Below are 16420 nucleotides of genomic sequence, written 5' to 3'. Positions count from 1 at the left end.
CGGATTGCAGCCTTCCCTTTCTCGGGGGCCAGCCCCCGAACCCCCGGTCCTCAAACGCCGGACGGGCTGAAGGGTGCCGGGGTCAGCCCTCGAACCCTCGGTCCTCAGTCGCCGGACGGGCTGAAGGGTGCCCGCCGGACAGGCGGAAGGATTGCAGGGCGCAGCCCTGCTTTTGAGGGGCGCGGGGAACTGCGCGACCAGGCCCCACCGGGGCGCAGGTGAGGATCGACGGATGCATGTAGTGAGGAGAAGGGCCGCACCCCCCGGGTGCGGCCCCTCACCACACGCATGGCACCTGGTCCGCACGTCGCTGCGGGTGCGCGCGGACCGGGGTCGATCGGGAGCTCAGTGAGCTCAGTGAGCTCAGTGAGCTGTGAGCGCCGGTTCCGTGACGGCGACGGCAGCCGCATGCGCATCCATGCGCTGCGCGGCGAGGATCGCCCCCGCCGTATCCGCCCGAGACGCGGCGACGACAAGCGCACGCCCCGCCAGGGCATGCGCCCGCTGATGCAACCCCGCGGGCACGGGCCCACGGCCGCCCCCGCCGACGGCAACCCCCGCCCGGACGGGCGGACGCCCCCCACGCAGCCGGGTCACCTGCTCGGCCAGCCTCTCCGCGGCGGCGTCGAGCTCGGCGGATGCGGACGGTTCGAGCCCGCGGAGCTCGTCCGTGACCGCGAGCAGTGCCGCCAGATGACCGGCGAGCTGGATGTCCAGCTCCTCCTCGCGCGACCGATGGGGAAAGTCGGCGGTGCCGGCCATCGTGTGGACCGACTTGGTGCGAATCGGTTCGTACATGGGAGATGGCCTCCTGTGCTCTGACAGGAAGCCATCCTAGCTTAGATTTCGTCTAAAGTTGAGCAGACTCCGAAAACGAAGCCACCCGACCACACAGGGTGACCATGCGTCAGCTCTGTCCGTACCCGTCCAGGAAGTTCCCGATCCGGGTCACCGCGTCCGTCAGATCCCGCGCGGTCGGCAGGGTGACGACCCGGAAATGGTCGGGTTCCGGCCAGTTGAAGCCCGTCCCCTGCACGACCATGATCTTCTCGGTGCGCAGCAGGTCCAGCACCATCCGCCGGTCGTCCTTGATCTTGTAGACCTTCGGATCGAGACGCGGGAAGAGATAGAGCGCGCCCTTCGGCTTCACGCAGGTCACGCCCGGGATCTGGGTCAGCAGCTTGTGCGCCACGTCCCGCTGCTCCCGCAGCCGCCCGCCGGGCAGGACGAGATCGTTGATGGTCTGCCGACCACTCAGAGCGGCGACGACACCGTGCTGACCGGGCATGTTCGCGCAGAGCCGCATGTTGGCGAGGATGGTCAGCCCCTCGATGTACGAGTCGGCGTGCGCCCGCGGCCCGGAGATCGCCATCCACCCCACCCGGTACCCGGCCACGCGGTACGCCTTCGACATCCCGTTGAAGGTCAGGGTGAGCAGGTCGGGGGCGACCTTGGCGGTCGGGGTGTGCACGGCCTCGTCGTACAGGATCTTGTCGTAGATCTCGTCCGAGCAGACCAGCAGGTTGTGACGCCGGGCGATGTCGGTGAGGCCCCGCAGCATCGCCTCGTCGTAGACCGCGCCCGTCGGGTTGTTCGGGTTGATGATCACGATCGCCTTGGTGCGGTCGGTGACCTTCCGCTCCACGTCGGCGAGATCGGGCATCCAGTCGGACTGCTCGTCGCAGCGGTAGTGGACGGCGGTGCCGCCGGAGAGGGAGACGGCGGCGGTCCACAGGGGGTAGTCCGGCGCGGGTACGAGGACCTCGTCGCCGTCGTCCAGCAGGCCCTGCATCGCCATCACGATCAGCTCGGACACGCCGTTGCCGATGAAGACGTGCTCGACGTCCGTCTCTATACCGAGGGTCTGGTTGTGCATGACCACGGCGCGGCGGGCCGCGAGCAGGCCCTTCGCGTCTCCGTAGCCGTGCGCCGACGAGACGTTGCGGAGGATGTCCTCCAGGATCTCCGGCGGGCACTCGAAGCCGAACGCTGCGGGGTTTCCGGTGTTCAGCTTGAGGATGCGGTGGCCTGCCGCTTCCAGCCGCATCGCCTCCTCAAGGACCGGGCCCCGGATCTCGTAACAGACGTTGGCGAGCTTGGTCGACTGGATCACCTGCATGTTCGTGAGCTTACGGGCGGGTAGGGGTTATTGCGCCGTGTTTCCGCCACGTGAGACGTCCGTCTTGGGCGTGTGGGGGTGTGGGGGTGCGCGACTGTTTTCACCTGCGGGCCGGTGGGGGCTGGTCGCGCAGTTCCCCGCGCCCCTGAGGGGGTGGGGCGTGCGGCTGTTATGAGTGTGCGGCTCGGTGGGGGTTGGCCGCGCAGTTCCCCGCGCGCCTTAGGGGGTGGGGGTGGCTGTCGTATGTCGGGTGTGGGTCGGTGGGGGTGGGCCGCGCCGTTCCCCGCGCCCCTTGGGGGGTGGGGGTGCGCGTCTGTTTTCAACCTTGGCCCGGTTGGCGTCGCCCGCGCCGTTCCCCTCGCCCCTGAAAAACGCCCGGGGTCGGCCCCCACCCACCCGCAGGACGCGGGCCCCCGGTGCGCGCACACTCGGCGGCTGGAAATGGGTTCTTGTCGGGGTGGGGGTGGGCGCTAAGAATGCGCATGACAAAAACGGGAAGTGGCCGGAAGATCTTCGGCCGCTCACGTCACAAGAGGGGACCCCCCACATGAAAAAGCCTCTCCTTGCCGCGCTCGGCGCCCTGATGATCACAGGGGCCGGCCTGGCAGCACCGGCGGTGGCCGCCACGGAGACGACGACCGAAACCAAGGCGCCCGCGGCCATCCAGGCCGTCACCTTCGCCGGCACGGTCTCGCTCAGCAACTGCTCCGGCTCCGTCGTGCGCTTCCCCGACTCCGAGGACGACGACCCGGCGCTGGTGATGTCGAACGGCCACTGCCTGGAGACCGGTTTCCCCGCGGCCGGCGAGGTCATCGTCGACCAGGCCTCCACCCGCACCTTCGGCCTGCTGAACTCCGCCGGCACCCGCGTCGCCACCCTGCGCGCCAGCAAGATCGCATACGCCACCATGACCGACACGGACGTCTCGCTCTACCAGCTCACCACCACGTACGGGGCGATCAAGACCTCGTACGGCATCAGCCCGCTGACCCTCAACGACACGCACCCGGTCGCTGGCACCGCCATCACGGTCGTCTCCGGCTACTGGAAGCGCACGTACGCCTGCAACGTCGACGGCTTCGCCTACCGCCTGAAGGAGGGTGCCTGGACCTGGAAGGACTCGGTCCGCTACACCTCCGCCTGCCAGACCATCGGCGGCACCTCGGGCTCACCCGTGGTCGACAACGCCACCGGCAACGTCGTCGCCGTCAACAACACCGGCAACGAGGACGGCGGACGCTGCACCGACAACAACCCGTGCGAGGTGGACGAGAACGGCACCGTCACCGTCCGCGCGGGCATCAACTACGGCCAGGAGACCTACCAGATACCCGCCTGCTTCGGCCTCGACAGCAAACTCGACCTGAACGCCAGCGGCTGCACCCTGCCCAAGCCGTAACCGGTCGGCCGACGAGCGGGCGGTCAGCCAGTGGTACGGCGGACCGCCCGCCCCGCCAGTACATCCGTCCGCCGCCCGTCCTCGAGGACGAACCGCCCGTCGATCAGGACATGCGGGATACCGGTCGGCAGCGCACGCGGGACCTCGAAGGTCGAACCGGCGGCCACCGTCTGCGGGTCGAAGAGAACCAGGTCCGCCCGGTACCCCTCCCGCACGAGCCCGCGGTCGGGCAGCCGCAGCCGCGCCGCCGGACGCGAGGTCAGGTGGGCGACACACTCCTCCAGGCTCAGCACACCCAACTCCCGCACATACCGTCCGAGGTACTGCGGGAAGGTGCCGTAGGCCCGCGGATGCGGCTTGTCACCGCGCAGGATGCCGTCCGAACCGCCGGTGTGCACGCGATGCCGCATGATCGTCCGCACGTTCTCCTCGTGCCCCACGTGCTGGAGGATCGTCGACCCGAGACCGTCGTCGAGCAGCAGCCGACGCGCGGTCGTCCACGGCGCCTCGCCCCGCGCGTCCGCGGACTCCTGGATGGTCAGCCCCACGTAGGACCCGAGTGCCGGATCGGCGACACCCGAAATCTCAATGGTGTCCCATTCGATGGGCACGCCATGGCACCCGTCCGACCCCACCACCTCCATGTGGTGCCGGATCCGCTCGGCCGCCCCGCCCGCCCCCTCATCCCTCAGCCGGGCCAGGATGGCCTCCGGCCCGCCCTCACTCGCCCAACTGGGCAGCATCGCCACAAGGGTCGTACACCCGGGCGTGTACGGATACGTATCAAGACTGATGTCCGCCCCACCGGCCAGCGCCTCATCGAGCAGCGCCAGCAGGTCACCCCCCTTCCCCTTGTTGACGCCGAAGTTCATGGTGGCGTGCGCGAGATGGAGTGAGCATCCGGCCTCACGGGTCAGCTCCACCATCTCCCGGTAGGCGTCCAGGGCGCCGGCGCCGTACGACCGGTGGTGCGGGCAGTAGTAGCCGCCGTACTCGGCGACGACCCGGCACAGTTCGGTCAGCTCGGCGTCCTTGGCGTACATGCCGGGGGTGTACGTGAGCCCCGACGACATGCCGACCGCGCCCTCGCGCATCCCGTCGGCGACCAACCGCCGCATCCGCCGCAGCTCTTCGGGCGTAGCCTCCCGGTCGTCCCAGCCGACGGCGAGCATCCGCACAGCACCTTGGGGAATCAGATAGGCGGCGTTGACGGCGATCCCCTCACCACCGAACCCATGGTCCAGGCGATCCAGATACTCACCCACGGACCGCCAGCTGAAGTCGATGTCATCCCCGCTGCCGTTCCAGCCGGTGATCGCGCGGCGCACCTCGGCGAGCGTGCGGTCGTCCACGGGGGCGTACGACAGCCCGTCCTGCCCGATGACCTCCAGCGTGACCCCCTGGGCCACCTTGGCGCTGTGATCGGGGTCCCGCAGCAGGGCGAGATCGCTGTGGGCGTGCATGTCGATGAACCCCGGAGCCAGTACGAGCCCCTCGGCGTCCACCACTCGCCGGGCGACGGGCCGCAGACACCCGGCGGCAGCCGCCTCCTGCACCACGGTCGTGATCCTGCCGCCCTCGATCCCCACGTCGGCCCGGAAGGACGGGCCTCCGCTGCCGTCGACGACGTCCACGTCACGGATGACGAGATCCAGCATGGCGAGCTCCTAGAAGTAGGTGCGGACGTAGTCGACGACGGTGCCGTCCTGCTCCACCACAGGAATCAACTGCCACTTGTCGAACGAGGTACAGGGATGCGAGAGCCCCATCCCGACCCAGTCACCGACCTCCAGCGCGGCACCCTCGTCGGTCCGCATCCAGGCATGCTGATCGGACAGGGAGACGACACGCACACCATCGGCCGGCCGCTCACCCCCTTCCCCCCGCACGACCTGCACGACGGGCAGATCGAGGTCGTACGCGGCGTCGCGCTTGCCGGCGTTGGCGAAGGCCTGCTCGGCCGAGGGCCGGGAGACGACCTGCGCCCAGAGCCGGAAGGCGGGCAGCAGAGCACCCTCCTCAGGAACCCGTACGAAGGGCGTCACTTCGCGGTAGTGCCCGTCATCGTGCGAGACGTAGGCACCCGATCGCAGCACCTTCAGCGCAGGAAGCGACAACTCGGGCAACTCAACAAAAACATCGGCCACGGCATCGAACCAGGCACTGCCACCCGCACTCACCACGATCTCGTCGAGCCCCGCCCCCGCGAACCGCCCGGCCTTGTCGAAGTCCACGACCAGGCCGGTGAGCCGCCGCAACCAGGCCCGTACCCGCTCGGGGTCGGCGTCCGGCACCTCACCCTCGTACCCCGCGACCCCCACCAGCCGAAGCGTGTCCACGCCGGCCACGGCGTCGGCGACGACCCCGCACTCGGCCTCGGTCCGCACCCCGGTCCGAGCACCCTCACCGGCCGCAAGCTCGACGACGACATCCACGGGCCGCGAGGAGACCCCGCGCAGCGCGGCATCCATCAACTCGACCCCCCGCACGGAGTCGACGTAACAGACGAACCGGAACGAGGGATCGGCGGCCAACTCGGCGGCGACCCACGCGAGCGCGGTCGCATCGACCAACTCGTTGGCCAGAAAGATCCGCTGGACACCGAAGGCGCGGGCCACCCGCACCTGATGCGGCACGGCAAGCGTGATGCCCCAGGCCCCGTGCTCGATCTGCCGCCAGAAAAGCTGAGGAGCCATGGACGTCTTGCCGTGCGGAGCGAAGACAAGACCATGCCGCTCCGCGTACGTCTCCATGAGCCGCAGATTGTGCTCAAGCCGCTCGGCGGAGAGGGCGAGCAACGGCGTGGTGAACCCACCGCTGAACAGATTGCGGCGCTCACGGGCCAGCTCGCCGACGGTCAGCCCTTCGGCGTCGGGCGGCAGGCCCTTGAACCGATGGTCGACAGGTTCGTCGGCGAGCGAAGCAAGACGTTCCCTGCCACGGGCAGAGACGGAGTCGGCGGCCATAGGGCGAGCCTCCCTGATCAAGGCCATTGCATCCTCCGCAACGACCATTGCGTATCACGCTTACTGCTGTCTAACATCTCGGCCAACGCCGGGTCAACGGAGCCGCCCAGACCCACGGCAGAGACAGGAGCCCCCACCACCGTGACCCGCACCGGACCGCCCGAACGCGACGACACCCAGCGCCCTCCGGCCGCAGCGGAGGTCGTCACCCTCGGCGAGTCCATGGTCACGTTCCTCCCCTCCCGCCCGGGCCGCCTCGCCGACGTACCGACGTTCGAGCGCGCGATCGGCGGCGCCGAATCCAACGTGGCGTGCGTCCTGGCAGCCGCCGGCCACACCACCAGATGGGTCAGCAGGGTCGGCGCGGACGGCTTCGGCGACCACCTCCTGGAGACGATCGCGTCCTACGGCGTGGACACCTCCGCCGTACAACGCGACCCCACCCGCCCCACGGGCATCTACTTCCGCACGGCCGGCGACAGAGCGACAGACGCCCACGAGGTGGCGTACTACCGCACAGGCTCCGCAGCTTCAGCCATGTCCCCCACCACGGTCGACCTCAGGACCCTCCAAGCGACGGACATCCTCCACCTCTCCGGCATCACAGCAGCCCTCTCCACCACCTGCCTGAGCCTCCTGAAATCCCTCACGACCCCCTGCCCAAGTGGCGCCATCCCCCGCCCGTTGATCTCCTTCGACGTGAACTACCGGGAGGGGCTCTGGCCGGACGCCACCACGGCGGGCGACACCCTCCTCACCCTGGCCAGAGGCGCGGACCTGGTCTTCGTGGGCGAGGACGAGGCCGAGGAGGCGTGGGGCATCACAGGAGGCCCGACAGCCATCCGAGAGGCACTCCCGGAACCCCGGACCCTGGTGATCAAAAACGGCAGCAAAGGCGCCACGGTCTTCGAGTCGAAAGTCTCCACGCACACGCACACGCATACGCCCCCGCCCCACCCGACACGCGAGGGCGACACCGTGACCGAGGCCCCCGCCCTCCACGTGGACGTAGTGGCCCCCGTGGGAGCAGGCGACGCCTTCGCGGCAGGCTTCCTCTCGGCGACCCTCCGCGGCCTCCCCCCGAAACACCGCCTCCGCCACGGCCACCTCATGGCCGCAGCAGCCCTCACCACCCCAGGAGACCTGGCCGCACCCCCCTCCCGCGCCCACGCCGACCGCCTCGCCGCCCTGGACGACACCGCGTGGGGGAGACTTCGACTCGCCCCCGGCTGGACGAACACCGCAGACCGGGCCCAGGAGGAGGTACCGACCCCATGAGCCAGACAGTCGACCGAGCGCTGAGCATCCTGCCGCTGCTCGCCGAGGGCCCCGCCGACCTAGGACAGGTCGCCGACCGCTTGGACGTCCACAAGTCCACCGCCCTACGCCTCCTGCGCACCCTCCACGAACACGGCCTGGTCTACCGCCAGTCCGACCAGCGCTACCGCCTGGGCGCCCGCCTCTTCGCGCTGGCCCAGGAAGCCGTGGAGAACCTGGACGTCCGCGAGATCGCCCACCCCCACCTCGTACGCCTCAACGAAAATATCGGCCACACGGTCCACCTGGCGGTCCACGAGGACGGCGAGGTCCTCTACATCGACAAGGTCGACAGCCGCTACCCGGTCCGCATGTACTCCCGCATCGGCAAACCGGTAGCCATCACGGTCGCCGCAGTGGCCAAACTCCTCCTCGCGGACCTCCCCGACCCCGAGCGCCGAGCCTTCGCGGAGAAGCTCGACTACCCCATGTACACAGCCCGTTCGACCCCCAGCGCCCCCGCCTTCCTGCGGGAACTGGACAAGGTCAGAGAACAGGGCTGGGCCACCGACCTAGGAGGCCACGAGGAGTCCATCAACTGCGTGGGCGCCCCCATCCGGGGCACCGACGGACGCGTAGTGGCAGCCATGTCCGTATCGGCCCCGAACGTGGTGGTCACCGCGGACGAACTCCTCACACTGCTCCCCTTGGTCCGCCGCACCGCGGAGGCCATCAGCGCAGAGTACTCAGGCAAGAACCCGACGAAGGAACCCAGCTCATGACCGACAAGACCGCCCTCACCCCGAAGACCCACACCACCCCGCCCGCCAAGTTCTCGCACGGCGTCAGGAAGGGCAACATCCTCCAGGTCGCGGGCCAGGTCGGTTTCCTGCCCGCGGTGGAGGGCCAGCCGCCGACGCCCGCGGGGCCGACCCTGCGTGAGCAGACGCTCCAGACGTTCGCCAACGTCAAGGCCATTCTCGAAGAGGGCGGCGCCTCCTGGGACGACGCGATGATGATCCGTGTCTACCTCACGGACGTGGACCACTTCGCAGAGATGAACGCGATCTACAACACGTACTTCGAAGAGCAGAACCTCACGGCACCCCCGGCGGCCCGCACCACGGTCTACGTGGGCCTCCCCGCGGGCCTCCTGATCGAAATCGACGCTTTGGCGGTCCTGACCGCGTAAAACGCCGCCCCCCAAACCCCCGCACGACGTACGGCGATACCCCCTGCCCAAAAACATGCTCCAAACCCCACCCAACCCCCCACCCCAGACCCCAGCCCCACCCCACACCCTGCCCCGAAGAAGAGGCCCTCCCCATGACACCGCTCCTCGCAGCAGCCCCACCAGCCCCAGAAACCCCACCCCACACAGGAGGCCTGCTCCTCCTCCTGGACGGCACGGCAGGACTCCTGACCGTCGCGGCCCTGGGCATCGTTCTTCTGCTGGTCCTGATCATCAAGGTCAGGCTCCAGCCGTTCGTGGCCCTGCTGGCGGTCTCCATAGCCGTGGGCCTCTCCGCCGGCCTCTCCGTCACGGAACTCTTCGGCACGGTCCAGAGATCGGCGTCCGTCTCGATGATCGAGTCGGGCATGGGCGGCATCCTCGGCCACGTGGCGATCATCATCGGCCTGGGCACGATGCTGGGCGCGATCCTGGAGGTGTCGGGCGGAGCCGAGGCACTCTCCACCCGCCTCCTGAACCTCTTCGGCGAGAAGCGAGCCCCGCTCGCCATGGGCCTCACCGGCCTGATCTTCGGCATCCCGGTCTTCTTCGACGTGGGCATCTTCGTCCTGGCGCCGATCGTCTACGCAGCCGCCAAGCGCTCGGGCAAGTCGATTCTGCTCTACTGCATGCCCCTGCTCGCGGGCCTGTCGATGACGCACGCGTTCCTGCCCCCGCACCCCGGCCCGGTGGCCGCCGCGGGCCTGTTCAAGGTGGACCTCGGCTGGGTCATCCTGATGGGCATCGTCGTGGGCATCCCGGCCGTCCTCGCAGCGTGGGCGTACGCGGCCTGGATCGGCAAGCGCCTCTTCGTCCCCGTACCGCAGGACATGCTGGAGGCGGCGGACGAGGCGAAGGCCGCCGTGGCGGAGGAGCGCGCGGCCCGCCGAGCGGCAGCGCGCTCCACAGGAGGGCCCGCCAACGCAGCCGCAGGCGAAACAGGCGCCGTGGCCACCACCACAACTCCCGACGACTACGCGGAAGAGCCGGTCCCCCTCCCCACGGTCTTCCTCATCATCGGCACACCCCTGCTGCTGATCCTGGCCGCGACGTTCTCCTCGATCGCGCTGGACCCGTCGACCTTCCGCTCGGTCATCGAGTTCTTCGGCCACCCCTTCGTGGCGCTGACGATCGCGCTGCTGATGGCGTACTACCTGCTGGGCATCAGGCGAGGCTGGTCCCGCAAGTCCCTCGAAACGGTCTCCACGTCATCCCTCAAGCCGGTGGGCAACATCCTGCTGGTGGTGGGCGCGGGCGGTGTCTTCGGCGCGGTACTCAAGGGTTCGGGCATCGCGGACGCGCTCGCGGACACGTTCAACGACGTGGGCCTGCCGGTGATCGTGCTGGCCTACCTGATCTCGGTGGTCCTGCGGGTCGCCCAGGGTTCGGCGACGGTGGCGATCGTCACCACGGCGGGCATCGTGGTCCCGCTGGTGGAGGGCCAGGACCTCTCCCAGGCGCACCTGGCACTGATCATCATGGCGATCTCGGCCGGCTCGATCTTCGCCTCGCACGTCAACGACGGCGGCTTCTGGATCGTCGCCAAGTACTTCGGCATCTCCGAACGAGACACCCTCAAGTCGTGGACGGTCCTGGAGACGGTGCTGTCGGTGGCGGGCTTCGCGATGGCGGCGGCGCTGAGCGTCTTCATATAACGATGTAGCGGGACGAACCGGAGTCCGACTGTTCCTGACACAGGATCGTCGACCATACTGCCCGCTGTGGAGCAGCGCATAGGACCCAACATCCAGCCCCTGCAAGGTGCCGCGGTCGACCCGGCGGCCGTGCCCGGCATCACGGGCCCGCGCCCCGCCGAGCCCGCCGCCGCGAAGCCGGAGCCGTCGGACGCCGTCTCTTCCGGGACGGCGTCCGACGACGTGGCGACGAAGGAGGAACAGGAACCCTCCAGCAAGCCCGAGCGCGACAAGCAGGACAAGCCCGAGCCCGACGAGCCGGTCGAGTCCGACGAGCCCGAGGAGACCCCGGCCCCCGACGGCGCCCCGGTCTTCGAAGCCTCCGACCGCCGCGCGAAGATCATCGCGGACCACAAGGGCGTACGGCTGACCCTGGACGACCAGGAGGCCGAGTTCCGCTGGGACGAGATCGGCGCGGTGGAGACGGAGTCTCCGCGCTTCGGGAAGCGTTTCACCATCACGGTGCACACGCCCGACCGCCGCTGGTACCCCCTGGAGATCGAGGCGAAGTCACGCGCCGACTTCAAGGCGTGGGAAACGGACCTGGACGAGGTCCTGGACACGTACTTCGAGGAAGCCGAAGCCGAACCCACAGCCGAAGCCGAACCCACCGCCGAGGCCGAACCCACAGCCGAAGCCGAACCCGAAGAATCCAAGACAGCGGAACCCACCCCCTAGGGGCGCGGGGAACTGCGCACCCGGCCACAACGAACGCGCAGTTCCCCACACCCCCGCTCCCTCCGTCGAAGCCGACCGCAGCTCAGGCACGGATCAGGCACGGATCAGGCGCAGTACTGCGCCTCCTTGCCGATGGACCGATACATGCAGTCGGAGTTCTCCAGGAGCTGCAGCACAGCGTCCCGGTTCCGCGAGGTCTCCCGTTCGATGACCTCGTCGGGCGGATAGAACCCGCCCCCGCCACTGGACGACGGATACATCTCGAAGGTGTACGAGAAGATCTTGTGGCTGCCCCAGAGGTAGTCGTCGATCGACCCGTCGGTGATGTACAGGTCGCTCGCCTGCTCCGCCGTGTACCCGTTGCTCGCGGCCATCTTCTGCCCGACCGCGGCGAACGCGTTGCGGTCGTCGAGCGTCATGCCGGTCGTGGTGTCCGCGGTGGTGTACCCGAAAGGCCACAGCACCAGCTCGCTGTACGTGTGGAAGTCCACGCCCGCCTTGATCTGCTGAGTGCCGCCGACGACCCGGCTGCGTACGAAGTCGGCGACGACCTTCACCTCGGGCGCGGACTCGGCCGAGGCGCCCCGGTAGGTCTCGGACGAGGTGGACCCGGAGGACCCGCCACAGCACCCCCACCGGTAGTTCCAGTTGCGATTGAGGTCGGTCCCCACGGCGGAACTCCCGCTGTTGGGCTGCCGGTTCTTCCGCCAGGACCGATACGCCCCGGTGGCGATGTCGTACTCGCCGCCGTCGGGGTTCAGGTCCGGCACGATCCAGATCTCCCGGTTGTTCACCATGTTGGTGATGCGGGAGTCCGACCCGTACCCGGCGCCCAGCTCCCGCAGCAGGTAGAGCGCCATCTCCACGGTGAGGTGCTCGCGCGCGTGCTGGTGGTGGGTGAACAGCACCTCGGGCTCGGACTCGTCGGTGGCGACGTTGTCGCTGATCTTGATGGCGACGATGTCCCGGCCCTGGTACGACTTCCCGATCACGCGCTTGCTCATGATGCTCGGGTAGGCGGCCAGTCGCTGGTCGATCTCCGTGTTCATCTCGGCGTAGTTGTGATAACGCGAGTCGGCGGAGGGGAAGTCGAGGACTCCGACGTCGGCGGCGCTGGACCGGTCGGGCGCGGCGCCGAGGGACGAGACCTCGTACCCGAGCCGCCGCAGTTCCTTCGCCTGGGACGCGCGCCCCGAGACGACGACCGTCTCTTCGTCGGCCTCGTCGATGGAGACGCCGGTCCGCGCGATCGCCGTACGGACGGCGGAGGTGCTGCCGTGCACATGGATCTCGTACTGGCGGATCTCGTCCGTGTCGGAGGCGGGAGCCCTGCCGGGGGCGGCTCCCGCGTCGGTCATGGCGGCGACGGGCGCCGCGAGAGCCAGCGCGAGGAGCGTGGCGAGAGCAGCGGAGCGCCGCCCACGTCTGTCACGAAAACGCATGGATCCTCCTGTTTTCTCCATGGAATCCGGGATCACCGGACATGTGGGGATTGGAGCGGGGGATGGCTGTGCGGTGTGGCGCTCATCGTGAAGCCATGGCATGTCCGGGTCAAGCTCGGCCCGGAATCCGACACCGGAATCAGGCCGAAAACGAACCGCTCCCGCCGCTCGACCACCCTTCGAACAGGCAGTTCACGCTGTGCACATCAGGTGGGGATCGGCGCACGCCCTCTTGTGCCCAGGATCTCTTTACGCTTTCTTGATCGGCATGGCGGACACCTCGGGACACGCGGACACCAGGGGCTCGGGCAGTACGGCGGGACCCCCGGGAGGAACAACGGCACCAGGGCCACCGGGAAGTGAAGTGGCCGCTCCTCGTAGATCAAGTTGGAAATACATCGGCCCCGGAATCGTGGTCGCCGCGACCGGCGTGGGCGCCGGCGACCTGGTCGCCACCCTGATCGCGGGCGCGAACTTCGGCTACACCCTCCTGTGGGCCGCCGTGATCGGCTGCCTCGTCAAGATCTCCCTCGCCGAGGCGGCGGGCCGCTGGCACCTGTCCACCGGCCGGACGCTCTTCGACGGCTGGGCGAGCCTCGGCCGCTGGACGTCATGGTTCTTCGTGGCGTACGTCGTGATCTGGGGCTTCGTCTACGGCGCGGCGGCCATGTCCTCGTCGGGCCTGCCCCTGCAGGCGCTGTTCCCGGACGTGATGGACCTCAAGTGGTGGGCGATCCTGACCGGCCTGGTGGGTCTGGTCTTCGTCTGGTTCAACAAGTACGCGGTCTTCGAGAAGGTCATGACGGTCCTGGTGGGCGTCATGTTCGTCGTCACGGTCTACCTGGCGATCCGCGTCACCCCGAACCTGGGCAAGGCGTTCGCGGGCCTGCTCCCGGTGCTCCCCGACGAGAAGGACTCGATCCTCAACACGCTCGGCCTGATCGGCGGAGTCGGCGGCACGATCACGCTCGCCGCGTACGGCTACTGGGTCAACGCGAAGGGCTGGACGAACACCGGCTGGATGAAGGTGATGCGGCTCGACAACCGCGTCGCCTACATCACGACGGGCATCTTCGTCATCGCCATGCTGTTCGTGGGGGCGGAGATCCTGCACTCGTCCAACATCGCGATCGCGAGCGGCGACAAGGGCCTGATCCAGCTCGGGGACATCCTGGAGGACGAGTACGGCACGGCGACCGCCAAGTTCTTCCTGATCGGCTTCTTCGCCACGTCGTTCACCTCGCTGATCGGCGTATGGCACGGCGTGAGCCTGATGTTCGCGGACTTCGTGGAACGCTTCCGCAAGGACAGGGCGGCGTCCGCCGCGCAGCGCACGAACCGCCAGAGCACCACCCCGGACACCACAACCCCCGCTACAACCCCCGCCTCCGCCTCCGCCCCCGCCTCCGGCGAGGAAGTCGCATCGGGCACCCACGAGAAATCATGGCCGTTCCGCGCCTACCTCCTGTGGCTGACCTTCCCGCCCATGGTCCTGCTCTTCGAGGGCCAGCCCTTCCGCCTGATCATCCTGTACGGAGTCCTGGGCGCGGCCTTCCTCCCCTTCCTGGCCCTCACCCTGGTCTGGCTCCTCAACTCCTCCCGCACACCGCCCGAGTGGCGCAACGGCCTCCTGAGCAACGCCATGCTGACGATCGCGGGCCTGCTCTTCGTCGTCCTGTGCGTGAAGCAGATCTGGGACCAGCCGTGGGCGGACTTCTTCTAATTCCGCAGCCGCAGCCGCAGCCGCAGCCGCAGCACGACGCGACGCCGCACCGGTGCGTACACACCGATGCGGCGCCGAAAACGTGAAGCCGTCCGCCGCTACGGCAGCGCGTGCACGTGCGGTCCCACCGCGTTCGACCACGCGTTGCCCGCCGTGGCGTCCCAGTTCGTGGACCAGGTCATCGCACCGCGCAGGTCCGGGTAGGTCCTGGACGGCTTGAAGGAGCCGCAGTTCGTGCCCTTCGCGAGGCAGTCCAGGGCGTTGTTCACGATGGTCGGGGAGACGTATCCGCTGCCCGCGCCGCGCGTCGACGCCGGGACGCCGAGGCCGACCTGGGACGGGGCGAGGCCGCCCTCCAGCTGGATGCAGGCGAGGGCGGTCAGGAAGTCCACCGAACCCTGCGAGTACACCTTGCCGTCGCAGCCGAGCATCGAACCGCTGTTGTAGTACTGCATGTTGACGACCGTGAGGATGTCCTTGATGTTCAGGGCCGTCTGGAAGTACGTGTTCGACGTGGACTGCATGTCGATGGTCTGCGGTGCCATCGTGATGATCAGCGAGGAGCCGGCCTTCGAGGACAGCGACCGCAGTGCCTGCGTCATGTACGTGGCGTTGAGCCCGTTCTCCAGGTCGATGTCGACGCCGTCGAACCCGTACGTCTGCATCAGCGAGTGGACGGAGTTCGCGAAGTTCGCCGCCGAGGCGGAGTCGTTCACCGCGACCGTGCCGCGCTCGCCGCCGATCGAGATGATGACCTTCTTGCCCGCGGCCTTCTTGGCCTGGACGTCGGCCTTGAACTGGTCGACGGTGTAGCCGCCGAGCCCGGCCGAGTCGAGGTTGAAGGTGACGGCGCCCGGCGTGGAGGTGGCGTCCGCGAAGGACACCGCGATGATGTCGTACTGGGACGGGACGTCGGAGATCTTCTGGACGGTCGCGCCGTTGTTGAAGTTCTGCCAGTAGCCGGTCACCGCGTGCTTGGGCAGGTTGCCGCCGTTGCCCGAGGAGGCCTTGGTGGTCCCGGTGACCGCGGTCGACTTCGCCGACTCACCGGCCGTGTTCGTCGCGGTGACCTGGAAGGAGTAGGCGGTGGAGGCGGCCAGCCCGGTCACGGTCGCCGAGGTGCCGGTGACCGCCGAGACCTTCGTACCGCTGCGGTAGATGTTGTAGCCGCTCGCGCCCGACACCGGGTTCCAGGCCAGGGAGACGGAGGAGGAGGTCGTGGAGGCCACGTTCAGGCCCGCGGGGGTCGCGGGGACCACCGGGTCGGGGTCACCGCCGCCGCCCCCGTCGGGTCCGAACACGGACACGTCGTCGGCGAAGTAGGCCGCCTGCCCGTACCAGCCGTGGGTGTAGACCGTCACGGACGTGGTGTTGGCGCCCGTCGTGAAGGACGTCGTCAGCTGCTTCCAGGACGAGGAGTCCGGGGTCCAGGTCGACACGTCGGTCGTGCCCGTGCCGCTCGCGCCGAGGTACGCGTAGCCGCCCTGCACCCAGGCGCTCAGCGTGTACGTCGAGTTGGCCTTCACCGCCACGGTCTGGCTGCAGCGGGCGTTGTCCTGCCCGGCCGGGGTGGCCTTCAGGGCCGCCGCGCCCCCGTGCACGGGGGAGGAGACGGTGGCGCCGCTGGCCGCCGAACAGGTCCAGCCGGTGAGCCCCGACTCGTAGCCGGCGTTCTTCGTGTTGTTGACGTCCGCGGCCGAGGCCTGGCCGGCACCGGCGAGGGAGAGGGCGGACGCGGCGAGCACGGCGGCGAGGGCGCCGGCCCATGTCCGTCTGCGTCTGGGCATGCCTGATACGCGGTCCACTGGGGCCTCCGGTGGGGGAGTGGGGGTGCGGGAGGGGACTCGGGTCCTGTCGTCACAATGCCCCCAGGCCCTCCGGGGGACCGAGGGGCTGTGGGGCCAGGGCCGG

General features: G+C 68.9%; 13 protein-coding genes. 7 read left to right on the top strand and 6 right to left on the bottom strand.

Annotated elements, in window-relative coordinates; all coding sequences use genetic code 11:
• Positions 1-363: 363 nt before the first annotated feature.
• Positions 364-798 (bottom strand): hypothetical protein, encoded by a 435-nt coding sequence (locus ACFVH5_RS29930; RefSeq protein ID WP_385836822.1) that lies wholly within the window; start codon positions 796-798, stop codon positions 364-366.
• Positions 799-907: 109 nt separating this feature from the next.
• On the bottom strand, positions 908-2119 hold the full coding sequence (locus ACFVH5_RS29925; RefSeq protein WP_384812413.1) for a pyridoxal phosphate-dependent aminotransferase: 1212 nt from the start codon (positions 2117-2119) through the stop codon (positions 908-910).
• A gap of 547 nt (positions 2120-2666) precedes the next feature.
• Between ACFVH5_RS29925 and ACFVH5_RS29920 the strand changes: the two genes are divergently transcribed.
• Positions 2667-3518, top strand: coding sequence for a serine protease (locus tag ACFVH5_RS29920; protein WP_385836821.1), 852 nt, complete (start codon positions 2667-2669; stop codon positions 3516-3518).
• Positions 3519-3541: 23 nt separating this feature from the next.
• On the opposite strand, the gene ACFVH5_RS29915 is transcribed toward ACFVH5_RS29920, so the two are convergent.
• Both ACFVH5_RS29915 and ACFVH5_RS29910 read right to left on the bottom strand, forming a co-directional pair.
• Entirely contained in the window at positions 3542-5176 is a 1635-nt protein-coding gene (locus ACFVH5_RS29915; protein ID WP_385836820.1) for an amidohydrolase family protein, read from the bottom strand.
• A gap of 9 nt (positions 5177-5185) precedes the next feature.
• Positions 5186-6484 (bottom strand): amino acid deaminase, encoded by a 1299-nt coding sequence (locus tag ACFVH5_RS29910; RefSeq protein ID WP_385836819.1) that lies wholly within the window; start codon positions 6482-6484, stop codon positions 5186-5188.
• 141 nt (positions 6485-6625) lie between these two features.
• On the opposite strand from ACFVH5_RS29910, the gene ACFVH5_RS29905 reads away from it, so the two are divergent.
• The 5 genes from ACFVH5_RS29905 (at position 6626) to ACFVH5_RS29885 (ending at position 11344) form a co-directional block, all read left to right on the top strand.
• Positions 6626-7762: a sugar kinase gene (locus tag ACFVH5_RS29905; protein ID WP_385836818.1), complete on the top strand. Its 1137-nt coding sequence runs from the start codon at positions 6626-6628 to the stop codon at positions 7760-7762.
• Positions 7759-8523, top strand: coding sequence for an IclR family transcriptional regulator (locus ACFVH5_RS29900; RefSeq protein ID WP_385836817.1), 765 nt, complete (start codon positions 7759-7761; stop codon positions 8521-8523). Before ACFVH5_RS29905 ends, ACFVH5_RS29900 begins: the two co-directional genes overlap by 4 nt.
• A complete protein-coding gene (locus ACFVH5_RS29895; protein WP_385836816.1) occupies positions 8520-8933 on the top strand; it encodes a RidA family protein in 414 nt (137 codons plus the stop codon). Before ACFVH5_RS29900 ends, ACFVH5_RS29895 begins: the two co-directional genes overlap by 4 nt.
• 134 nt (positions 8934-9067) lie before the next feature.
• Positions 9068-10627: a GntP family permease gene (locus ACFVH5_RS29890; protein ID WP_385836815.1), complete on the top strand. Its 1560-nt coding sequence runs from the start codon at positions 9068-9070 to the stop codon at positions 10625-10627.
• A 66-nt stretch (positions 10628-10693) separates the two neighbouring features.
• Complete coding sequence (locus tag ACFVH5_RS29885) at positions 10694-11344, top strand: hypothetical protein (RefSeq protein ID WP_385836813.1); 651 nt, start codon at positions 10694-10696, stop codon at positions 11342-11344.
• A gap of 104 nt (positions 11345-11448) precedes the next feature.
• Here the strand turns inward: ACFVH5_RS29885 and ACFVH5_RS29880 are convergent, their stop codons facing one another.
• Positions 11449-12786: a M14 family metallopeptidase gene (locus ACFVH5_RS29880; RefSeq protein ID WP_385836812.1), complete on the bottom strand. Its 1338-nt coding sequence runs from the start codon at positions 12784-12786 to the stop codon at positions 11449-11451.
• A gap of 268 nt (positions 12787-13054) precedes the next feature.
• Between ACFVH5_RS29880 and ACFVH5_RS29875 the strand changes: the two genes are divergently transcribed.
• Positions 13055-14509 (top strand): Nramp family divalent metal transporter, encoded by a 1455-nt coding sequence (locus tag ACFVH5_RS29875; RefSeq protein ID WP_385836811.1) that lies wholly within the window; start codon positions 13055-13057, stop codon positions 14507-14509.
• 98 nt (positions 14510-14607) lie between these two features.
• On the opposite strand, the gene ACFVH5_RS29870 is transcribed toward ACFVH5_RS29875, so the two are convergent.
• The gene (locus tag ACFVH5_RS29870) at positions 14608-16296 is read right to left on the bottom strand and encodes a chitinase (RefSeq protein ID WP_385836810.1); all 1689 of its coding nucleotides are present in this window, start codon (positions 16294-16296) and stop codon (positions 14608-14610) included.
• Positions 16297-16420 lie beyond the last annotated feature (124 nt).

The organism is Streptomyces sp. NPDC127119, from assembly GCF_042677425.1.
In the GTDB taxonomy this organism is placed as follows: Bacteria; Actinomycetota; Actinomycetes; order Streptomycetales; family Streptomycetaceae; genus Streptomyces.
Note: the sequence above shows the minus strand (reverse complement) of the source record. Positions and strands in the feature narration are given on the sequence as shown.